This window comes from Flavobacterium hauense (assembly GCF_054457175.1).
Window position 1 is genome coordinate 80,974 of sequence record NZ_JBTKVX010000007.1, and the last position, 20,490, is coordinate 101,463.

At 36.8% G+C, this 20,490-nt stretch carries 21 protein-coding genes and 1 other RNA gene; 10 read left to right on the top strand and 12 right to left on the bottom strand.

Going from position 1 to position 20,490, the window contains the following annotated elements; genetic code table 11:
- Positions 1–5: 5 nt before the first annotated feature.
- Genes ACX0HA_RS06520 through ACX0HA_RS06530 form a run of 3 tightly spaced genes read left to right on the top strand, consistent with a single transcriptional unit; the run spans position 6 to position 3,537 of the window.
- The gene (locus ACX0HA_RS06520) at positions 6–527 is read left to right on the top strand and encodes a SixA phosphatase family protein (protein ID WP_458844468.1); all 522 of its coding nucleotides are present in this window, start codon (positions 6–8) and stop codon (positions 525–527) included.
- The gene (gene ppk1 / locus ACX0HA_RS06525; RefSeq protein WP_458844469.1) at positions 493–2,610 is read left to right on the top strand and encodes a polyphosphate kinase 1; all 2,118 of its coding nucleotides are present in this window, start codon (positions 493–495) and stop codon (positions 2,608–2,610) included. Before ACX0HA_RS06520 ends, ppk1 begins: the two co-directional genes overlap by 35 nt.
- 36 nt (positions 2,611–2,646) lie before the next feature.
- Positions 2,647–3,537, top strand: coding sequence for a Ppx/GppA phosphatase family protein (locus ACX0HA_RS06530; protein ID WP_458844470.1), 891 nt, complete (start codon positions 2,647–2,649; stop codon positions 3,535–3,537).
- Positions 3,538–3,543: 6 nt separating this feature from the next.
- Here the strand turns inward: ACX0HA_RS06530 and ACX0HA_RS06535 are convergent, their stop codons facing one another.
- From ACX0HA_RS06535 to ACX0HA_RS06565, 7 genes are all read right to left on the bottom strand, one after another.
- Positions 3,544–4,437 carry a bestrophin family protein gene (locus ACX0HA_RS06535; protein WP_458844471.1) on the bottom strand — a complete coding sequence of 298 codons (894 nt, stop codon included), beginning with the start codon at positions 4,435–4,437 and terminating at the stop codon, positions 3,544–3,546.
- Between the two features lie 72 nt (positions 4,438–4,509).
- The gene (locus ACX0HA_RS06540) at positions 4,510–5,151 is read right to left on the bottom strand and encodes a hypothetical protein (RefSeq protein WP_458844472.1); all 642 of its coding nucleotides are present in this window, start codon (positions 5,149–5,151) and stop codon (positions 4,510–4,512) included.
- A 78-nt stretch (positions 5,152–5,229) separates the two neighbouring features.
- Complete coding sequence (locus ACX0HA_RS06545; protein ID WP_458844473.1) at positions 5,230–5,832, bottom strand: hypothetical protein; 603 nt, start codon at positions 5,830–5,832, stop codon at positions 5,230–5,232.
- Between the two features lie 10 nt (positions 5,833–5,842).
- Positions 5,843–6,475, bottom strand: a complete 633-nt coding sequence (locus tag ACX0HA_RS06550) for a DNA polymerase III subunit gamma/tau (RefSeq protein WP_458844474.1) — start codon at positions 6,473–6,475, stop codon at positions 5,843–5,845.
- A 47-nt stretch (positions 6,476–6,522) separates the two neighbouring features.
- The gene (gene dnaX / locus ACX0HA_RS06555; protein ID WP_458844475.1) at positions 6,523–7,608 is read right to left on the bottom strand and encodes a DNA polymerase III subunit gamma/tau; all 1,086 of its coding nucleotides are present in this window, start codon (positions 7,606–7,608) and stop codon (positions 6,523–6,525) included.
- 92 nt (positions 7,609–7,700) lie between these two features.
- On the bottom strand, positions 7,701–8,771 hold the full coding sequence (locus ACX0HA_RS06560) for a DNA topoisomerase IB (RefSeq protein ID WP_458844476.1): 1,071 nt from the start codon (positions 8,769–8,771) through the stop codon (positions 7,701–7,703).
- A 3-nt stretch (positions 8,772–8,774) separates the two neighbouring features.
- Positions 8,775–9,083 (bottom strand): hypothetical protein, encoded by a 309-nt coding sequence (locus ACX0HA_RS06565; protein WP_458844477.1) that lies wholly within the window; start codon positions 9,081–9,083, stop codon positions 8,775–8,777.
- 177 nt (positions 9,084–9,260) lie between these two features.
- On the opposite strand from ACX0HA_RS06565, the gene rnpB reads away from it, so the two are divergent.
- An RNA gene (gene rnpB, locus ACX0HA_RS06570) (RNase P RNA component class A) lies at positions 9,261–9,579 on the top strand.
- On the opposite strand, the gene ACX0HA_RS06575 is transcribed toward rnpB, so the two are convergent.
- The 3 genes from ACX0HA_RS06575 to ACX0HA_RS06585 are packed head-to-tail and all read right to left on the bottom strand — an operon-like array spanning position 9,579 to position 11,553.
- Positions 9,579–10,124: a DUF3575 domain-containing protein gene (locus ACX0HA_RS06575; protein ID WP_458844478.1), complete on the bottom strand. Its 546-nt coding sequence runs from the start codon at positions 10,122–10,124 to the stop codon at positions 9,579–9,581. The genes rnpB and ACX0HA_RS06575 overlap by 1 nt on opposite strands.
- 44 nt (positions 10,125–10,168) lie before the next feature.
- Positions 10,169–10,753 carry a 16S rRNA (guanine(966)-N(2))-methyltransferase RsmD gene (gene rsmD, locus ACX0HA_RS06580; RefSeq protein WP_458844479.1) on the bottom strand — a complete coding sequence of 195 codons (585 nt, stop codon included), beginning with the start codon at positions 10,751–10,753 and terminating at the stop codon, positions 10,169–10,171.
- On the bottom strand, positions 10,750–11,553 hold the full coding sequence (locus tag ACX0HA_RS06585) for a DUF3822 family protein (RefSeq protein ID WP_458844480.1): 804 nt from the start codon (positions 11,551–11,553) through the stop codon (positions 10,750–10,752). The genes rsmD and ACX0HA_RS06585 overlap by 4 nt, the downstream gene beginning before the upstream one ends.
- A 108-nt stretch (positions 11,554–11,661) precedes the next feature.
- Between ACX0HA_RS06585 and ACX0HA_RS06590 the strand changes: the two genes are divergently transcribed.
- Positions 11,662–13,083, top strand: a complete 1,422-nt coding sequence (locus ACX0HA_RS06590) for an ATP-dependent DNA helicase (RefSeq protein WP_458844481.1) — start codon at positions 11,662–11,664, stop codon at positions 13,081–13,083.
- A 12-nt stretch (positions 13,084–13,095) separates the two neighbouring features.
- A complete protein-coding gene (gene kdsB / locus ACX0HA_RS06595) occupies positions 13,096–13,821 on the top strand; it encodes a 3-deoxy-manno-octulosonate cytidylyltransferase (RefSeq protein ID WP_458844482.1) in 726 nt (241 codons plus the stop codon).
- Between the two features lie 45 nt (positions 13,822–13,866).
- Here kdsB and ACX0HA_RS06600 read toward each other — a convergent pair whose 3' ends face one another.
- Positions 13,867–14,529, bottom strand: coding sequence for a spermidine synthase (locus ACX0HA_RS06600; RefSeq protein ID WP_458844483.1), 663 nt, complete (start codon positions 14,527–14,529; stop codon positions 13,867–13,869).
- Between the two features lie 119 nt (positions 14,530–14,648).
- Here ACX0HA_RS06600 and ACX0HA_RS06605 point away from each other — a divergent pair, with 119 nt between their 5' ends.
- A complete protein-coding gene (locus tag ACX0HA_RS06605) occupies positions 14,649–15,140 on the top strand; it encodes a 1-acyl-sn-glycerol-3-phosphate acyltransferase (RefSeq protein ID WP_458844484.1) in 492 nt (163 codons plus the stop codon).
- 206 nt (positions 15,141–15,346) lie between these two features.
- Here the strand turns inward: ACX0HA_RS06605 and ACX0HA_RS06610 are convergent, their stop codons facing one another.
- Positions 15,347–15,829 (bottom strand): helix-turn-helix domain-containing protein, encoded by a 483-nt coding sequence (locus ACX0HA_RS06610; protein WP_458844485.1) that lies wholly within the window; start codon positions 15,827–15,829, stop codon positions 15,347–15,349.
- A gap of 280 nt (positions 15,830–16,109) precedes the next feature.
- Here ACX0HA_RS06610 and ACX0HA_RS06615 point away from each other — a divergent pair, with 280 nt between their 5' ends.
- From ACX0HA_RS06615 to ACX0HA_RS06625, 3 genes are all read left to right on the top strand, one after another.
- Complete coding sequence (locus ACX0HA_RS06615; protein WP_458844486.1) at positions 16,110–17,267, top strand: M14 family metallopeptidase; 1,158 nt, start codon at positions 16,110–16,112, stop codon at positions 17,265–17,267.
- An 87-nt stretch (positions 17,268–17,354) separates the two neighbouring features.
- A complete protein-coding gene (locus ACX0HA_RS06620) occupies positions 17,355–17,834 on the top strand; it encodes an Lrp/AsnC family transcriptional regulator (RefSeq protein WP_294823891.1) in 480 nt (159 codons plus the stop codon).
- A gap of 79 nt (positions 17,835–17,913) precedes the next feature.
- Complete coding sequence (locus ACX0HA_RS06625) at positions 17,914–20,490, top strand: phosphoenolpyruvate carboxylase (protein WP_458844565.1); 2,577 nt, start codon at positions 17,914–17,916, stop codon at positions 20,488–20,490.

The following is a 20,490-nucleotide window of genomic DNA, read 5'->3' on the forward strand; positions in this document are numbered from 1 at the left end:
TGCGTATGAAAAATTTAATTCTTATCCGTCATGCCAAGTCGAGTTGGGATGCTCCATTGGTGGATAAAGACCGCCCTTTGTCTAAAAGAGGGATTAATGATGCGCACCTTGTTGCATCTGAGGTTGAACAACTTCTTCCAAAATCATATATTGTTTGGAGCAGCACGGCGAAGCGTGCAAAAAATACAGCCTATATTTTTGCACAAAACCTTTCCATACCGTTAGAAACAATAATATTCAAAGATGACCTTTATACATTTGATGCCGGCAGTCTTGAAAAAGCAATAAAAAGCTGCAATAATCAATTTGATAACCTAATTCTTTTTGGACATAACGACGCTATTACTAATTTTGTTAATACCTTTGGGAACCGCGCTGTAGACAATGTGCCTACGTCGGGATTTGTATCCCTTTCTTTCCAGGAAGATGACTGGAAAGATATCCAAAAGGGAAAAATAGAAAAAGTATTATTTCCAAGCGAATTAAAAAAACATGATCCACCACTCACCGGTAAACAGGTACATTGACAGGGAAAAAAGCTGGCTGGCATTTAATGCAAGGGTTCTGCAGGAAGCAGGAGATGAAAAGGTTCCATTGCTGGACAGACTAAGATTTTTAGGGATATTTTCAAATAATTTTGACGAATTTTTCAGGGTGCGCTATGCAGCCATACGTCGTTTGAGCCTGGAAGGGCAAACCGGTGAAAAAATACTGGGTGGGATTACTGCCCAAAAACTTCTGACCGAAATTACCGATATTGTTATTGAACAGCAATCGGAAAGTCTCCGTATTTTGAGCATCATTGAAAAAGAGCTAGAGAAGGAGAACATATTTATGGTTAATGAAACCCAGCTTACAAAAGAGCAGGAAATATATGTGAAGGACTTCTTTATTCAAAAAGTAAGTCCTGAACTTGTTACTATTATCCTTAACGACCTGGATGAATTTCCGCTTCTTAAAGATACTTCGGGTTACCTTGCTGTCAAGTTGGTAATGAGTCCTAAAAGTGTTTCTGGTTCAGATACGGAAGAGATTCTCCGCGAAGTGCGTTATGCCGTAATTGAAATACCAAAAACAATCAACAGATTTGTTATACTGCCAAGCAATAATGAAAAACAGTATATCATTATGCTTGACGATGTTATACGCTTTAACCTGCACAGTATATTTAATATCTTCAGATATGAGAGCATCTCTGCACACATGATCAAAATTACTCGTGATGCACAGCTGGAGATAGACAGTGACCAGAGCAAAAGCTTAATGGAAAAAATTTCCACGAGTGTTAAAGAAAGGCGTATTGGTGAACCGGTTCGTTTCGTATATGATCAGGCTATTGGAGAAGATACCCTTGATTTTTTCCTTACCCGTATGGAAATCGACTCATCTGATAGTATCATTCCGGGAGGAAGGTATCACAATAGGCGTGATTATATGGATTTCCCGAACATGGGAAGAAAAGATCTTGTTTATCAGCAGAATGTACCATTGCCGGTTCCGGGCCTTAGCCTTGAAGGAAGTATACTTCATAAAATAAGGCAAAAGGATTATATGCTTAATGCACCATACCAATCATTCTCCTATGTGATCAAATTTTTGCGTGAAGCAGCTCTTGATCCTAAAGTCACATCTATAAGCATAACATTATACAGGCTGGCCAGGAATTCACAGATCATCAGTTCGCTTATTAATGCCGCTAAGAACGGGAAGAAAGTTACCGTACAGATTGAGCTTCAGGCACGTTTTGATGAGGCCAGTAACATTTCGTATGCCGAACAGATGCAAACGGAAGGTATTAACCTGATTTTTGGAGTTAAAGGATTAAAAGTTCACAGTAAGATATGTGTGGTTGAACGTCTGGAAAACAATAAGATCAAGCGTTATGGTTTTATATCTACTGGTAACTTTAACGAATCTACAGCAAAGGTTTATACCGATGTTACCTTGTTTACAAGCCATCAGCAAATATTAAGAGAGACGCAGAGAATATTTGAATTCTTTGAGGTTAACTATCGAGTACACCGCTATAAGCACCTTTTTGTATCTCCACATTATACCCGCAGTAAATTCTATAAGTTGATTGACAGGGAAATATTGAATGCTATAGGTGGTAAAGAAGCGTATATTAAACTGAAAATGAACAGCCTTACTGATTATAAGATGATCGATAAGCTGTATGAAGCCAGCAGGGAAGGTGTTAAGATACAGTTGATCATAAGGGGTATATGCTGTCTTATTCCCGGAGTTCCCGGCATGAGCGAGAATATTGAAGCCATCAGCATAGTAGATAATTATCTTGAGCATTCAAGGGTATATATGTTTGCTAATTGTGGTGATCCTGAGATTTATATATCTTCTGCCGATTTTATGACGCGAAATCTTGATGCAAGGGTAGAAGTTACCTGTCCTATTTACGATACCGAAATAAAAAAGGAGATGCTGGAGACGTTCGAGATAGGGTGGAAAGCAAATGTGAAAGCAAGGCTACATTCCGAAAATCTTGAGAACAAATACAGGAAACGCCCTAATGAAAAGCCTTTCCGTGCACAATTAGAAACATACAACTATTACAGAAACAAGTTGGATGTGATTTACGAACATGTTAAATAAAAGGTGTTTTAGCACCATGTTACTTAGGTACTTAGAATGATTACTATAAAAAAATATGCTGCAATAGATATTGGCTCAAATGCCATGAGGTTACTTATATCCAATATCGTAGAGCAGGAAGGGAAAGAGCCACAGTTCAATAAAAGTTCACTGGTACGTGTGCCTATACGTCTCGGACAGGATGCTTTTACTGTTGGCGAGATTTCTGATGAGAATATAGAGCGTATGGTTGATGCCATGAAAGCCTATAAACTTCTTATGAAAGTACATAAGGTTGAAAAATATACTGCCTGTGCTACTTCTGCCATGCGTGAAGCATTTAACGGTAAAGAAGTTGCAGATCTTATAGAAGCAGAATCAGGAATAAAAGTTGAAATCATTGACGGTAAAAAAGAGGCTGCTATTATTGCTTCTACCGACTTACATCATCTGGTTAAAACCGACCAGACATATTTGTATGTAGATGTAGGCGGAGGAAGTACCGAATTCTCATTGTTTGCCAATGGCAAAATTGTAGCTTCAAAATCATTTAAAAATGGTACTGTACGCCTGTTGAATAATATGGTGAATGAGGTGGTTTGGGTTGAAATCGAGAAATGGATCAAAGCTGTATGTGAGCCTTATGAAACTATCACGCTTATTGGGTCAGGTGGCAACATCAATAAGCTGTTTAAAATGTCAGGTAAGCAACAGGAGAAACCATTGTCTTATTTCTATGTAAACAGCCAGTACCAGTTCCTTAACGGACTTACATACGAACAGCGAATAGCAGAACTTGGCCTTAATCCGGATCGTGCCGACGTTATTATTTATGCGACCCGCATCTACCTTAACGCTATGAAGTGGAGTGGAGCACGCAATATATATGTGCCTAAGATAGGACTTTCGGATGGTATCGTAAAGGCGATGTACTACGATAAGATATAATAGAAGTTACATTATATAAAATTCATCTTTTGTTATAGGATCCGGCACATCTTCTTCATACAGCAATTGCCTGATGTTGATCTCTATATTTCTGGATATCGCAGTTACCGATATATCACTTGGGCGGTTTCTAAATGGGTCCTGTAAATAATAAGCTGTTTTTTCAAGCATAAAAAACACAAGAGATAAAAGCATAAGCAACGGTAATTCATACAGTAATGTGACACCTTTCAATGCAATCGAAAGTATAATTACAAACAGGTAAATGGTAAAATGCAGGAACATCCTGTAAGTTGTTGGAAAGACCGTAGAATTTATACGTTCAGCCGCTCCCATACTGTCTGAAAAGCGAACGCAGGTAGTGTTTAACTGTATATGCTCAAAGTCGCTTAGTTTGTTTTCTCTTCGCAGATTGCTTATATGCTCAACATTAAGTTGTAAAATACCAAGCACTCTGTTCTTATGCTTACTGGCTTTTTTTGAATCTTCTTCAGATAAAAAGGATTCACAATTCTCCATTGGTTCTAAACCTCTTAACGATTGTCCCAGGCAATAACACCATGCTATCTGTCTATACCCTATGATTCGTATGTCTTCTGTATTATTTTCCTTCAGAAATGCCTGAAGCTGCAATACGATACTACGGGAATCATTAACGATTGCACCCCATATTCTGCGCGCTTCCCACCAACGGTCATAGGACTGGCTCATTTTAAAAGATAAAAGTACAGATATTGCTGTTCCTAAAAATGTGGCTATCGTCAACGGCATTTCGGGGAGATAGTCGTATACTTTATCAGTTGAAAGGTGGATGCCCAAACCCAGAAGAAATACAATCAGCATCTCATATTTAACCAGATTGAAAAGATACCGTATAGGAACACGCTTGTCTACCAGCATATAGAATTATTTAAGATATATATACTAAAGTTAGTAAATGTTCCGATTGGATACTATAGGCTTAATAAAAATTTACCAATCTGCTTTGGCTATTGCAGGGATTACATCCTGACGATGCTCGCCCATTTGTTTGTAAAATTTACCGTCAGGTTTTATGATTATATAGCTACATCCCAGGCCATATGGGAAAAATACCTTCCTGACACAATCATCTTTATCTTCAAAAACAAATTCCTTTTTATATTTAAAGCCTTGCTGGCTTATATAAAATTGTGCAAATTCTGTTTGGCCCTTAAAAAAATTTCGGTATGGTTTTATTGAAGTATAGTAATCAAGACAATGTCTTTTTTGGTTTGGATACTCATCTTTGAATGAGAAATTAATAACTATGGTCTGGTCTTTGTCGACTATCACGCCGGTTATTGTTTTTAAAACCTCCAAAAGCTGCTCTTTTAGTTTTAAATTGATTTTTCCGTATGTTTCTCTTTTAATAAGCCTTGTGTTTAGCGAATCTTTAGTTTCATAAGTAATCCAGGTATATTTACCGGTTTTGGATTGTTGTAAAAAAAGATCTTGGGAAATTTTTTCTCCTTTTTCATCTAAAACATAAACTGGTTTATCTGTAGACTGAGCATAAGAATTTATCGTGAACAGAAATAATATAAATATAAGTCTCATATTTAACCTGATTGAAAAGATATAGTTTAGAAACACGCCTGTTTGCCAGAAATTTATTATTTAAGTATAAAGTTATACAAATGTTGCTGGAAATTATGAAGTTATGAAAAAATTTCACCAATCTTCTTGAGCTATAGATGGAATTTTATCCTGATGGTGTTCACTTACTTGCCTGTAAAACCTTCCGTCAGGTTTTATAATGATATAACTACAGTCTGACGCATATAGAAAAAGCATTTTTCTTATAGCATCATCTACATCTTCATAAATAAATTCTTTTGAATAGTGAAACCCTTGTTGGCTTATATAAAATTGAGCGAATTGCTCTTTCTTCTTAAAAAATTTTCGATATGATTTTACAGAACTGTAGTAATCTAAACAGTGTCTTTGATTAGGGATACTGTCTTGATAAGCAAAATTTATGATTATCGTTTGGTTTTCACGAACAGTAGTGCCGCTTATTTCTTTTAAAATTACCAAAAGGTGCTCTTTTTGTTTTGGAGTGATCTCACCGTACTCTTCTCTCGGAATTAGCCTTGCGATCAGTGAATCTTTTGTTTCAAAAGCGATCCAGGTATATTTACCCGATCGGGTTTGTTTTAGAAAAAAGTCCTGAGTAATATTTTCTCCTTTTTCATTCAAAACATATCCCGATTTTTCTGTAGACTGGGCAAAAGAATTTACAGTGAATAGAAGTAATAAAAATATTAGTCTCATAATAAATGAATTATATATCAAGATCAAATGTCTTTCTCAAGGTTTCAACAGCGGGATTGATAGATTTTAATTTCTCAAATTTTTCGAGTGGTGTAAAGGCGTGTTTAGATGTGGTAGCCTCATTTACATGTACCTCAATTGTAATGTCGTGGTTGTGCAGCTTTCCACGCAGATAACCCAGTAATTCATGTTTACCACTATCAAAGTCCACTTTTGACCCCTCATTTGGTAACTCTAACCGAATTGTGACACCATTCTTATCCAGAACAGGGTCATTCATCTGCATGTAAGTAGACAGTATCTTTTGCCCTGAATCGCTTAATCGCTGTGCAAACTTATTCCATTGCAATAGCATATCGGTTTCATTGAAAGCATCACGCGGCAACTCATCAGTATGCCTTACCATGTTCTTTTGGGTTTCCTGTAATTCCTTTTTTTGACGTAAACCTGCCAGTGAAAATGCCGATACCTTTGGCGTTCCGTCATTATCTGTTTTTACTACAGGAGGTTTAACAACTTCGGGAGCTTCTACTTCCAGTTTTGCTGCCGGCAGCGGAGCGATAGGAGCGGGAGTAATTTCGGTGGTTATTTCCACAGATTCAACTGTAGCAGTATCTGTTTGGACAATAGTTTCTTCAACCATAACTTTTACAGAAACAGGAGCATTATCTTTAAAATAATGGGGAGGAATTATAAATTGGTCAGCTTTTTTTTTTCTCCATCAAAAGTGATGGAGGCAAGCTGCATAAGGCAAAGCTCTACAAGAAGCCTTTGATTTTGACTTGACTTATATTTGAGGTCACAATCGTTAGCAAGGTCAATAGCTTTTAGTAAAAAATCCTGACTTGCTTTTTGTGATTGTTCCCTGTAAAGATTTTGTGCAACTTCTCCGGCTTCAAGCAACATTAATGTTGCAGGATTTTTACTTACCAAAAGATCACGGAAGTGAGAGGCAAGGCCGGCTACAAAATGATGTCCATCGAAGCCTTTTGCCAATATTTCGTTGTAAGCAAGCAATAGTTCAGGAATCCGATTTTCTAATAACAGATCGGTTACTTTTATGTAATATTCGTAATCAAGTACGTTAAGATTTTCGGTTACAGCCTGACGTGTCAGATTGGTTCCGCAATAGCTCACAACCCTGTCAAATATAGAAAGGGCATCACGCATGGCACCATCAGCTTTTTGAGCAATGATATGTAGTGCATCATCCTCAAAAGTAATACCCTGGCTGCGTGCTACTTCTGCAAGATGTTCTTTAGCGTCTTTAACTGTAATTCTTTTAAAATCAAATATCTGGCATCGCGATAATATGGTTGGTATTATCTTATGCTTTTCGGTAGTAGCCAATATAAATATGGCGTGTCTTGGCGGCTCTTCCAGCGTTTTTAGGAATGCATTAAAAGCAGCCTGAGAAAGCATATGCACCTCATCTATGATATAAACCTTGTATTTACCAGTTTGTGGTGGTATGCGCACCTGATCGATAAGGCTACGGATGTCATCAACCGAGTTGTTGGATGCCGCATCAAGTTCAAATACATTGAAAGCAAAATCTTCATACGGGTCATCATAACCTTCCTGATTGATCTTACGGGCAAGGATTCGTGCACAAGTCGTCTTTCCAACACCACGAGGCCCGGTAAATAATAGTGCCTGGGCAAGGTGGTTGTTTTCTATGGCATTAAGCAGTGTGTTGGTAATAGCCTGCTGCCCAACAACATCCTTAAAGGTTTGCGGGCGGTATTTACGGGCTGATACTATAAACTGTTCCATAGAAATTTGTGTAGAGCAAATATAGTAATTGAACAGTTGATTTCAGGCTTTTAAAATGGCAGATTTATATATTTTATCAACAAACTTGAGAGCTATGCAATAACTTCTGCTATATCTTCTGTAGTAAGTAGTTTTAACAATGCTTTTTCGTTAGCATTAAATTCTTCATTAGCATCCCCGGGCCTGTAATTCCATATCGAACCTTTTTCATAAGATGCTATTACAGTAGGGTGAACATAGTATTTTTTACAGACTGTGCGGGTATTTCCAAGTTTTTGCGCTACGGAATCCAGAACAGCCACTATTTTTCTTTTACAGTCGGTTTCATTCGTGTGTTCACCTACATCAAGAAAGGCACATAATGCATTGAGGCTTCCTGCCCATGCCCTGAAATCCTTTGCTGTAAAATCTTCACCGGTTACATTTTTAATATAGCTGTTAACATCGGCCGAACCAATGGTGTGCCTGTGGTTATTATCGTCATAATACTGAAATAACTCCTGACCGGGAATTTCTTTGCATTTTTTTACAAGATTCGCCATTTTACGGCTTTGCAGCTTAATTTTATGTTTAACCCCTTTTTTTCCTGTAAACTCAAACCAAACGGTCGATCCGTCAAACTTTACATGTTTGTCACGTAATGTTGTAAGTCCAAAAGAACCATATAACTTTTTATAGGCATCATTACCAATACGGATATTGGTCATTTCTATGAGACGTACTACCAGGGCAACAACCTTTTCATAAGGCAGGCCTTTGCGGTTTAAGTCATTATCTACTTGTTGACGAATAAGAGGTAAGGCATTGGCAAACCTTCTTAACCTGAAAAATTTTGACTGGTTGCGAATCTTATTCCAGTTAGGATGATAGCGGTATTGTTTTCTGCCGCGAACATCTGTACCTGTTACTTGTAAATGCCCGTTCTCAAAAGGGGATATCCATACATTCTGCCATGCCGGCGGAATTACCAGTTTTTTTATTCTCTCAAGTATATCCCTGTCTTTAATTGTATGCCCTTCTTCATTTATATAGCTAAAGCCGCTGCCTTTTTGCTTTCTGTAATAGCCTCTGTCAGACTTTAAAGAATAGCGCAGGCCAACGGCTTTTGCTGTTATTTTGGGATCGCTCCCTATTTTTTCAAGTTTTTTCTCGAGCCTGTTCATGGGTTATTGCTGTTCAGCTCTTCCTTTAATAGACATATCAAGCAAAATTTTTGCAGCACCGTCTTCGGTAAATGCTCCGGGGCTTACTACAAATACCCCTTTTTCTCCATTTTTTGCTTTAATGCCATATACTGTAGCTTCATCACCTGGATCACTTTCTCCTTCATAGCGATATATATGCTGTATCTCGAACTCCTCACTATGTTTTTTTATACGGTCTTCTTCAAGGTTATAATCCGTAGTATAGCCTTTATCGTTTAGTTCCTGTAATGCCTTTGATACTGTGGCATAATGATACATTTGTCTGTCCATGATACTGTATTTTAGTTAGTTTGTTTTATAGACTTAAAATTACAGCTTTCATTTTTTCATGCCCGCCAACGAAATGTTAAACATTTTCTCACACCATGTGCAAAAAGGTTAAACTTTCCATAAGGACTTTATCGGGACAGTAATTTTTAAAACTCCTTAGTTTAATCTACCTTTGCAGCTGCAGGCCGTCTTATCGCCGCTCGCAAGAGGGGAGGAAAGTCCGGACACCAGAGGGTAGCATAGCGGGTAACTCCCGTCATCATGCTCATGCATGAGAGGACAAGTGCAACAGAAAGTATGTACAGGTAATGCTGTAGTGAAACCAGGTAAACTCTATGCGGTGAAATGCCATGTATACCGGCAATTAAGGGCTGCCCGCCCGATGCCGGGGGGTAGGCAGATTGACCTCATGCAGTAATGCTGAGTCTAGATAAATGATAAGAAACCCCGCTTTAGGGCGGGGTTACAGAATCCGGCTTACAGGCCTGCTATTTTTTAAAGTTTGTAGCTAAACATAATACCTGCTCGGTAGGGTAACCATTCGCCGCTTTTATTATAAGACGAATGTTCATAACGTTCTCCGGTTGAAAGATGTCTTCCAACATAATGCCCCTGTTGGTTTCCACCCCCAATGAACATATCTATCATCCACTTTTCATTTATTTTAATTTCATATCCAAGAGAAACTCCCATAAACAGGGCTTCCCCCGTTTGGTATTTATCGGAGTTGATATAATTCCATTTCTGAAATTCAAAGGCACCTCCGCCTATATGCCCACCAACATAAACGCCCTTGTAATTTTCATTAAAGTGGTATCGAACTTCGGCAAACACCATTACTAATTTTAGCGGAGCACCATTAAAAGATTCCCAATAGGTACCTAAAACATCACCTTCCAAGGTGAATTTTTTCCCTAAGCTTGTCTCAACACCAATCTGCGGGGCACCAAGTAAAGTCGTAGGAGCATTGAATTTAATGTAAGTTTGCGAGAAAGAAGAAGTAACTACCAGTAACAGAACTGATAAAAAATATTTTTTCATTAAAAAGAGGAGAGTAATTTATTAGCAAAATTTTTGCAGGAAAATTACATATTATCATCGTCATCACCAACAATATCGTCTTCTATTTCTTCATCAAATTCAAAGAATGAAAATGTAGAGCCACCATAATTTTTCTGGAATGAAAAATTCATCATGTGGCTTAGTTTTGTGTGCTTTGAATGCTCTATGATCATCATGCCATCCTGCTGAAGCAATTCATTATCAAGCACCAGCGTAACTATTTCTTCGAAGACTGCCTGATCCATGTTATAAGGAGGATCTGCAAAAATAATGTCGTAAGAAGATTTACAGCCTTTTAAATATTTGATAACGTCGCTTTTTACAGCAGAGATATTAAATTCAAACTCTGTACTTGTTTGTTTTATAAATTTCACACAGCCAAAATCGCCATCTATCGAGGTTACGTTTGCTGCACCACGTGAAGCGAACTCGTAACTAATATTACCGGTCCCGGAAAAAAGGTCAAGCACTTTAAGTCCTTCAAAATCAAAACGGTTGTTGAGTATATTAAAAAGTGATTCTTTAGACATATCTGTCGTGGGGCGCACCGGAAGGTTTTTTGGAGCTGTTATTCTTCGCCCTTTGTATTTTCCTGAAATGATCCTCATGAGTTAAATAGTATAAAGTGTTGTAAAGTCTCTTCTTTGTTCCTGTTCCATTTTTGCTGTAACGGTTGTGTGTTAAGCAAAGCAAGATGTCTTATATATGTATATGCAATTGAGAAATTAGCATCGTTTTCCTCTACTTTTCCTAATAGATATACTTTTGCTGTTTCCGGATTAAGAAATAGCTGTTCCATTGTAAATAACAAAAAATACAGAAAATCCTCCGGCGTTTTATACTCAAATGAATTGTGTAGTAACAGTTTTTGATTGCGTATGATTATAATTTCAAAATTATTATCCTGAAAATGCACAAAAATAAGCTTATCATCTATGTTTTTAGAAGTATCCAAAAGCTTTGAAACCAATACACTGTTGGCATTTTTATATTCAAAAGCACCAAACTGGTCAATCAGAAAGTTGTTTACATTCATCATGGGAACATAAACGTTATTCAGTTCATAGCTGTCCAGTTCATCAACCGCAAAATAATCGGTATCGAAAACTTTGGTATTGTACTGAAGGTAACTTCCCGGGTAATTTGCATCAAAAATAGCAGCGGGCACAAAAGTATTAAAACTGTTACCATGCAAAACTACTATCTCATCATACTCATTAGTAAGTATCGGATTGTTTACAAAAACTTTCCATAATTCTTCTTCTAAGGGTGCGTATTTCGAAAAAGTTTCTGAAATACAATGTGTTACTGTCCTGTTTAGTGTGTCAAAACAACAAAACGATATTCCGTGAGCCGACACCTGCAGTGACAGCTTTTTGTAATTTCTGGAAGTTATGGTGTTGTTCATCTATAAGGTAGTTTCCATGCAAATTTACATTCTTTTTTGGTTTAGTACGGGCTAGCCGTTAAATTCATGTTATCTTTGGGGTAATTAATATAATCCTCCTCTTTTTTAATGACATCTGCTTCTTTCTATAAACTTCTTCGCCAGAGATTTCCGTTTGACCCAACTGTAAAACAGGATATCTTTTTGCAGAAAGCAGCTGAATTTATTACCAATACTAATAACGAAGAAGTATTTGTACTGAAAGGATATGCAGGTACCGGTAAAACTACGATAATATCTACCATTGTAAATCATTTGGCGGAAGCCAATAAAAAATATGTGCTGCTGGCACCAACCGGCCGTGCAGCAAAAGTTATTGCCAATTATTCCAATAAACCTGCGTTCACCATACATAAACGCATTTATTTTCCAAAAAAAGGAAGTGGAGGAAGTGTTGGCTTTACACTACAGCCTAATAAGTTTACCAATACCATATTTATTGTAGATGAAGCGTCAATGATATCTGATGCTATTCAGGAATCCAAAATGTATGAGAATGGCTCGCTGCTCGATGACCTAATGTCGTATGTGTATTCCGGTAAGAACTGTAAGCTGTTGCTAATTGGCGATACTGCGCAGCTGCCACCTGTAAATTCTGAACTTAGCCCCGCATTAGATATTGATTCCCTTTCTATTCATTACTTTAAAGATGTTCATCACATAGAGCTTGATGAAGTAATGCGTCAGGAAGAGAATTCGGGAATCCTTTATAATGCGACGGAGTTAAGGGAAGTGCTTAAATCTGCTTTTGCAGATACTTTTCAGTTTAAGCTTCGCGGATTTAAGGATATAATCCGTTTGGTTGATGGCTATGATATTCAGGATGCCATCAATCATGCCTACAGCAATTATAGCATAGAAGATACCGCATTTATAGTACGTTCAAATAAACGCGCAAACCAATATAACCAACAGATTCGCTCCAGAATTCTGTCACGTGAAAGTGAACTTTCTAGTGGCGATTTCATGATGGTGGTAAAGAATAACTATTTTTGGCTTGACGAGAAGAGTGAGGCCGGTTTTATTGCCAATGGTGATATTATTGAGATCCTTGAAATTTTCAGGATAGAAGAACTGTATGGATTTAAATTTGCCAGGGTAAAGATCAGGATGGTCGATTACCCCAACCAGATTCCAATTGAGACTTACCTTTTACTTGATACGGTAGAAAGCGAGTCGCCATCACTTACCTATGAACAGTCTAACCATCTGTATCAGGAAGTAATGAAAGATTATGAAGGTGAAGCGCAGTACAAGAAATTCCTGAAGGTGAAGAACAATCCGCATTTCAATGCGCTCCAGGTTAAGTTCTCTTATGCTATTACCTGCCATAAATCGCAGGGTGGACAATGGAATACCGTATTCATAGAGCAGCCTTATCTGCCGGATGGTATTACTAAGGATTATATTCGTTGGCTGTACACGGCCATTACCAGGGCAAAGGACAAACTTTACCTGATTGGTTTTAAAGATGATTATTTTGAAGAATAAAAAAATATAGATATGAAAATCATAGCTGTTATACCTGCACGATATGCCTCAACCCGTTTTCCTGCCAAACTGATGCAGGATCTTGGCGGAAAAACCGTAATTACCAGAACGTATCAGGCTGCGCTTGGTACAGGACTGTTTCATGATGTATTTGTCGTGACTGATTCAGATATTATTTTTGATGAAATCGTTTCAAATGGCGGCAAGGCGATAATGAGCATCAAAGAGCATGAGAGCGGTAGCGATCGCATCGCAGAAGCTATTGAAAATCTTGATGTTGATATTGTGGTTAATGTTCAGGGTGATGAGCCTTTTATCAACAAAGAACCGTTGGCTGACGTACTAGAGGTTTTCAAAGGAGATACAGCACGCGAAATTGACCTGGCATCAGTAATGATGCATATAACCGACTGGGATGATATTGAAAATCCTAACAACGTGAAGGTAATAGTAGACCAGAAAAAATTTGCACTATATTTCTCCCGATCAGTAATTCCGTATCCTCGTGATAAGGAAGCAGGGGTGAGGTATTATCGCCATATTGGTATCTATGCCTTCAGGAAACATGCGTTACTGGATTTCTATAATCTGCCAATGCAGACCCTTGAAGCTTCAGAAAAACTAGAGCAGCTACGTTACCTCGAATATGGTAAGAAAATAAGAATGGTAGAAACCAGCCATGCCGGAATTGGTATTGATACGCCTGAAGATTTGGAGAAGGCAAGGAAGATGCTCTAACAGTATGCAGTCGCAGTTTCCAGCTTCCTGTGACTGAAAACTGTCTTACCCTAATTTCTTGATAGTAAACAACTCATTGTGAACTTCTACTTTCGGGTACATACGTACTGAATATTTACTGCTGAAGCGGGCACGATATAATAAATTACGATCAAAATCTTTTTTAGTTAATGTCATGGTGTTGAATAATATAAATCCATTTACATTAAGCAAAAAATTAATCCTGTTTATAAAGAAATCTTCGAATAAAAAGTTAGGCATTTCAGTATCCCGGAAAATATCAATAATGATGAGATCATACTTTTCTTTGGTCTTTAACACAAATTCAAATGCATCATCAATAACGATTTCCAGGTTCTCTATCTTATCAAGATTAAAGTACTGGTTAGCAATTTCTATGGCAGCCGGGTCTATCTCAACTCCGGTAATTTTGCCTTTAAATTTTATTTCTTCAGCCAGCGTTTTAATGACGCTGCCCGCAGCAACGCCCAACACAAGTACATTCTCGAATCCTCTTATTCTTTCAAAACCTATGTAATCCAATCCTTTGCGCAGGATTCGCTGAAGGCTGCCATAGGAGTAGTTGGTGTTCTTTGAATCAAGTACCAATTGGCCGTTATTATACGTAACCTCAAGCTTTTGGCTTATGGTTGAATTCTTTTTATAGATATTTATGGGAATAAAATAGCTGAAGAGTTTCTTAAGCATGTTAACTGTTTTACTATTGTAAATATATATTATTTTTACCGCTGGATTTTTAGAAGAATATGAAAAAAATATATCAATTTATCTTTTTTAGGCTATTCGGTTGGCATATAAAAGGTTGTATGGATCCACAAATTAAAAAGTGTGTTATCATTGTTGTACCCCATACGAGTTGGATGGATTTTGCTATTGGAGTATTTGCAAGGGGAGCGATAGGACAGGAGATGCATTTTGTGGGGAAGAAAGAGCTGTTCAGGTTTCCTTTCGGGTCTTATTTTCGCTGGATGGGTGGAGCGCCGCTTGACAGACAGAAAAACGAAAATAAAGTAGATGCTATAGCTGCTATATTTAAAGAACGTGAAGTATTCAGGCTTGCGATAGCACCGGAAGGAACACGCAAAAAAGTAGAGGAGTGGAAGACAGGTTTCTATTATATTGCTTTGAAAGCTAATGTACCTGTTATAGCTGTAGCTTTTGACTACGGAAAGAAAGAAGTTAAAATTGCGGAAGCTTACTATCTAACAGGTGAGAAAGAAAGAGATTTTAAAATTCTTGAAGAAAATTATAAAGGTGTAACAGGCTATGTACCTGAATATAGTTTTCAAAAGGATTAAGAATAGTTTAACTAAGTGTTTGATTTATTTAACATTAAGTAGCTGTAAATTTACAATAAGAGAAATACGGATGATACCTTATTACCAATAAAGTATATATTGAATATCATTCCCCGGGAAGAGGGGATTATCGAATTAAAGATAATTTGTGTTTGTTTTATTGGTTAATGGCCCCGGTCAGCTTTTTATAAAGCTATCGGGGTTTTTTAATTTCCGGGATTATAACTTTTAAATGTCCCATTCGTATAGAATACGACTATACGTTCTATGGCTTCAGGGTTTTGCTGTAAGGGTTTTAAAATATTTTTTCCTGCTGTAGCCGAAAATAAATCAGGTTCAGACTTATGTTCATCTAATGGGATTTGTTCTTCTGAAGAAAACAAATCAAAAGCAGTGTTTTCAGTTTCAGGAAAAAGAGTAGGGGGTACCACCGGTTCTAAAGGAACAGTAATGTTATTCTCTGTTTTAGGAAAAGTACCATCGCCATTCAGCAGCCAATAAAAATCTACGTCAGGGAAATTCTCGATAATCTTCATCACAAAATCTAGGCTCGGCTTATTTCTTCCGGACATCAAATGTGAAAGGCCTGATCGCTGCACACCCATCTTATCTGCAAATAAGGAAGCTGAAAGATTATAATAATCTAAAATTATTTCAAGCCGTTTAATAAAATCATCAGTGTTTACCATTGTAACGTATTCTTTGAAAATTGTGATATTACAAATGTAAACAATTATAATTATTTACATATATTTATTGATGTAAAGTTATTATTTATTAGTGTAATACTTTAAATGAATAAGCATAAGTATTTGATTTATATAATTTTAAATACAATGTTTAGTTTTTTGAATATTTAACGAGTTAGATTTTTAAATTTACTGTTTACAATTGTAACTAAATGAATATTTCTTCTTGTTTACAATTGTAAAATATAAGATGTTTACTTTTGTAATCTAATATTTAATCATGGATTTGCAGCAATTATTTACCCAATATAAAGAAGAAGGTTTGTTTGGGCGTTATGTCACTAATACACATATAGAACCGTTGCTTGAACGACTAAAAGAAACTTTTGATATTACTGTTATAGGCAGGTCTGTATTAGATGAACCTATATATAGTATTAAAGCAGGTAGCGGAAAAACTAAAGTATTTATGTGGTCTCAGATGCATGGTAATGAAGCTACCACTACTAAGGCTATTTTTGATTTTCTAAATCTTCTTAAAGAAGACTCTGAATTATCCAGCCAGCTTAAAAGCAAATTTACTTTCTTAATACTCCCGATCCTTAATCCTGATGGAGCTCGCTTATATACCAGGGAAAATGCTGTAAAAATTGACCTTAACCGCGATTCGTTAAACCTTACACAGCCCGAAAGTCAACTTTTACGTAAAACATTTAAAGATTTCCAGCCAGATTACTGCTATAATATGCATGATCAGCGCACAATATTTGGGGTAGGAGATACACTTAAACCGGCTACAATATCTTTTTTAGCTCCTTCTTATAATAATGAAAGGGAAATCAATGATTGCCGTCAAAAAGCGATAAATGTTATCGTTGCGATGAACGAAGTGCTTCAGGAATTCATACCCGGACAAGTAGGTAGATTTGATGATTCATTCAATATCAATTGTATAGGAGATATGTTTCAGTCTTTAGGAGTTCCTACTATCTTATTTGAGGCTGGTCACTATCAAAATGATTATCAGCGTGAGGAATCACGAAAATATATCTTTTTTGCATTATTGTTAGGATTTAATGCAATTTACGAAAACGTTATAGCTGTTAACAAAAAGGTAGAATATTTTAGGATTCCTCAAAATAAGATTATATTTTATGATATGATGTACAAAAATGTCAAAATAAATTATGAAAATAAAGAAAAAATCACGAATTTTGCATCACAATATAAGGAAGTTCTATTTGAGAATTCTGTAATTTTTCAAGCTATAATTAGCGAAATAGGTAATTTGGAAGGTTTATATGGACACGAAGAATTCGACGTTTTTGGCGCCGGATTTGAAGATTCAGAACTTAAAAAAATGCCGATAATTGGAGATAAAGCGGATTTTTCGTTCGATAACGGTAGAAAATTTGTTAACGGACTGGAAATAAAATAGTAAATCGTCCTTATAAATGATTTTTTTGATAACAGGTTTTAAAAATTAGAATTAGAGAAACCAATATAACCTTTTAAAAACACATTTATGAGCAAATTTCGTTTAGATGAAGTTGACCATCAGATATTGGATATGCTGATTGACAACACCAGGGTTCCATTTACTGATATTGCAAAAAAGCTATTAATTTCTGCCGGAACTGTACACGTTAGGGTTAAGAAAATGGAAGATGCAGGTATTATAATGGGGTCTTCACTAACGCTTGATTATGAAAAGCTTGGCTATTCTTTCATCGCCTATGTTGGTGTATTTTTACACAACACCTCACAAACTAAGTTTGTACTTGAAAGAATCAATGAAATACCTTTTGTTACTGTAGCTCATGTTACAACAGGGAAATTTAATATTTTCTGTAAGATTAGGGCAAAAGATACAAAGCATGCTAAAGAGGTAATCTTTATGATTGATGACATTGAAGGAGTTTACAGAACTGAAACAATGATCTCTCTTGAAGAAAGCATCAATGATAAGAAAAGATTGATGCATACCATATTTAAAGATATGTAAGATTTTATAAAAATTTTAAACCCTCATGACGTTAGACATGAGGGTTTTTTTATTAAATTCAATTACCAAAACACATCTTATGTACCCTGCTACCCTAATTGAGCGCTTTAACGAACAGGTTGCGCTTAAATATCAGATTTTCAACAGTATATTCCTTACGCTACCATTTCAGGCTATAGACAATACCGGAAGTCTCCTTCCCTTGTTTTCTGAGTTATGCGATGAAGGATTTAAAAATGATAAAAGTCCTGAAGAAATATTTAATGAATTTGCAGACAAATACCTTCCTGACACGACTGAAGATGAAAGAATAAGCATGATGTTCCGCTTTATTCAATATGTCGAACGCCAGATTGTACTTTTCGACGCTATTGAAGATGCAGCTTTTGCCGACATCAATAATCTTGAAGGAAGTGGCTCATTGCGCTATAGCCGTGAAAAAGCTGAAAGCCTGGGCATGATCCATGAATTAAGGGAATTCCTTGAAGATTTTCAGGTACGTGCTGTATTAACAGCGCACCCAACTCAGTTCTATCCAGGGTCAGTATTAGGAATCATCACAGATCTTACTGAAGCCATAAAACAAAACAAGTTGCCTGAAATAAAGGACTTACTCTCTCAGTTGGGTAAAACTCCCTTCATAAAGAAAGAGAAGCCAACTCCTTACGACGAAGCCGTTAGTCTTATATGGTATCTTGAGAATGTATTTTATTATGCCGCGGGAGATATGTCGTCTTTTGTTCAGGATGCTATCTTTAAAGAAGGTCCGCTTCAGCACCCGGTATTATCATTCGGTTTCTGGCCGGGAGGAGATCGCGATGGCAATCCTTTTGTTACCACTGATATCACACTTAAAGTTGCGGATAGGCTCCGTACTTCAATATTAAAATGCTATTATAGAGATATTCGTAACCTTAAGCGTAAACTGACTTTTACTGGTGTAGAAGAAAAAGTAACCGATATAGAATTGAAATTATACCGTTCGGTATTTTATTCTGAGGGTGAATTGTATATTACACTTGAGGAACTAAAAGAATCATTGGTTGTAATCAGGGATTTGATCGAAAAGGAGCACCAGTCACTATATCTGGATGAAATTGATGAACTTATTAATAAAGTATATCTTTTCGGGTTTCATTTTGCTTCACTGGATATCCGTCAGAACAGCCACATCCATAATACTGTCTTCGCAGATGTAGTAAGTTACCTTGCAAAAGAAAATAATGCGCTTTCAGGATATGCTGATTTAGATGAATTATCAAAAATAAAGTTACTTAACGGACTTAAAGACAGAATAGAGCCGCAGATGTTTGAGAATGAAGATACATGTAAAACATTAGAGTCTATAAATGCCATCAAAACGATACAGGAAAATAATGGAGAGCAGGGAACTAATCGATACATTATTAGTAATAATGAGAGTGCGCTGAATGTTTTAGAGCTGCTTACAATGTTCAGGCTTTCAGGATTTGAAAATCCTAAAGTTGATATTGTGCCATTATTTGAAACTGTAGATGACCTTAAGGATGCGGGGACAGTTATGAAATTGCTTTATGATAATGAAGCCTATTCCAAACATCTTAAGAACAGAGGCAATAAACAAACGATTATGCTTGGTTTTTCTGATGGTACTAAAGATGGTGGATATCTGATGGCGAACTGGAGTATTTACAGGGCTAAAGAAAACCTGACCCTTATAGCACGGGAGCATGGGGTGAAAGTAGTCTTTTTTGATGGCCGTGGAGGACCACCAGCCAGAGGAGGAGGTAAAACACATAAGTACTATGCTTCTCAAGGTGCTACGATTGAGAATAACGAGATACAAATAACAATACAGGGACAAACGATCAGCTCAAATTTTGGTACGCTGGATAGTTGTCGTTTTAATCTGGAGAATCTTCTAAGTGCCGGAATTACAAATGGGGTGTTCGAAAAAGAGAAAAAACAATTTACCGAACAGGAACGTGGCCTAATCGATGATCTTGCTCAATTGGGGTATGAAAAATATCTTGATTTCAAGAAACATCCTAAATTCCTGCCGTATCTCGACCAGATGAGCACGCTGAATTACTATGCTAAGACTAATATTGGCAGTCGTCCTTCTAAAAGGAGTAAATCAGCATCGTTAGATTTTTCTGAACTCAGAGCGATACCGTTTGTAGGATCATGGAGCCAGCTTAAGCAAAATGTTCCGGGATTCTTTGGTGTAGGCTATGCCTTGGGGCAGTATGAGAAAAATGGGCAGTGGGAAAAAGTGCAGGATTTATATAATAATTCATTGTTTTTCAGGACATTGTTAGAGAATAGTATGATGTCTTTGTCTAAATCATTCTTTCCACTTACAGCCTATATGAGACAGGATGAGGAATTTGGTGAATTTTGGGAAATCATTTATAATGAATTCCTTGAAACTAAACGCCTTTTACTTAAAATATCAGGTTACAATGAGCTTATGGAAAACTATCCGGACGGCAAGGCATCCATAAAATTAAGAGAGCATATTGTGTTACCTTTGCTGACTATTCAGCAATATGCCTTAAATAAAATTAGGCTTATAAAAAGCGGTAGTGGAGATGCTGCTTTACTGGAAACTTACGAAAAAATAGTAACCCGTTCTCTTTTTGGGAATATTAATGCAAGCAGGAACTCTGCTTAA

Bases quoted from the DNA above. Each gene is read 5' to 3' on its own strand.
- kdsB (WP_458844482.1), top strand. From the start codon at position 13,096: ATGAAAATCATAGCTGTTATACCTGCACGATATGCCTCAACCCGTTTT.
- ACX0HA_RS06585 (WP_458844480.1), bottom strand. From the start codon at position 11,553: ATGAACAACACCATAACTTCCAGAAATTACAAAAAGCTGTCACTGCAG.
- ACX0HA_RS06565 (WP_458844477.1), bottom strand. From the start codon at position 9,083: ATGGACAGACAAATGTATCATTATGCCACAGTATCAAAGGCATTACAG.
- ACX0HA_RS06605 (WP_458844484.1), top strand. From the start codon at position 14,649: ATGGATCCACAAATTAAAAAGTGTGTTATCATTGTTGTACCCCATACG.
- ACX0HA_RS06600 (WP_458844483.1), bottom strand. From the start codon at position 14,529: ATGCTTAAGAAACTCTTCAGCTATTTTATTCCCATAAATATCTATAAA.
- ACX0HA_RS06560 (WP_458844476.1), bottom strand. From the start codon at position 8,771: ATGAACAGGCTCGAGAAAAAACTTGAAAAAATAGGGAGCGATCCCAAA.
- ACX0HA_RS06575 (WP_458844478.1), bottom strand. From the start codon at position 10,124: ATGAAAAAATATTTTTTATCAGTTCTGTTACTGGTAGTTACTTCTTCT.
- ACX0HA_RS06520 (WP_458844468.1), top strand. From the start codon at position 6: ATGAAAAATTTAATTCTTATCCGTCATGCCAAGTCGAGTTGGGATGCT.
- ACX0HA_RS06610 (WP_458844485.1), bottom strand. From the start codon at position 15,829: ATGGTAAACACTGATGATTTTATTAAACGGCTTGAAATAATTTTAGAT.
- ACX0HA_RS06530 (WP_458844470.1), top strand. From the start codon at position 2,647: ATGATTACTATAAAAAAATATGCTGCAATAGATATTGGCTCAAATGCC.
- rsmD (WP_458844479.1), bottom strand. From the start codon at position 10,753: ATGAGGATCATTTCAGGAAAATACAAAGGGCGAAGAATAACAGCTCCA.
- ACX0HA_RS06535 (WP_458844471.1), bottom strand. From the start codon at position 4,437: ATGCTGGTAGACAAGCGTGTTCCTATACGGTATCTTTTCAATCTGGTT.
- ACX0HA_RS06590 (WP_458844481.1), top strand. From the start codon at position 11,662: ATGACATCTGCTTCTTTCTATAAACTTCTTCGCCAGAGATTTCCGTTT.
- ACX0HA_RS06615 (WP_458844486.1), top strand. From the start codon at position 16,110: ATGGATTTGCAGCAATTATTTACCCAATATAAAGAAGAAGGTTTGTTT.
- ACX0HA_RS06625 (WP_458844565.1), top strand. From the start codon at position 17,914: ATGTACCCTGCTACCCTAATTGAGCGCTTTAACGAACAGGTTGCGCTT.
- ACX0HA_RS06620 (WP_294823891.1), top strand. From the start codon at position 17,355: ATGAGCAAATTTCGTTTAGATGAAGTTGACCATCAGATATTGGATATG.
- ACX0HA_RS06550 (WP_458844474.1), bottom strand. From the start codon at position 6,475: ATGGTTGAAGAAACTATTGTCCAAACAGATACTGCTACAGTTGAATCT.
- ACX0HA_RS06545 (WP_458844473.1), bottom strand. From the start codon at position 5,832: ATGAGACTAATATTTTTATTACTTCTATTCACTGTAAATTCTTTTGCC.
- ppk1 (WP_458844469.1), top strand. From the start codon at position 493: ATGATCCACCACTCACCGGTAAACAGGTACATTGACAGGGAAAAAAGC.
- dnaX (WP_458844475.1), bottom strand. From the start codon at position 7,608: ATGGAACAGTTTATAGTATCAGCCCGTAAATACCGCCCGCAAACCTTT.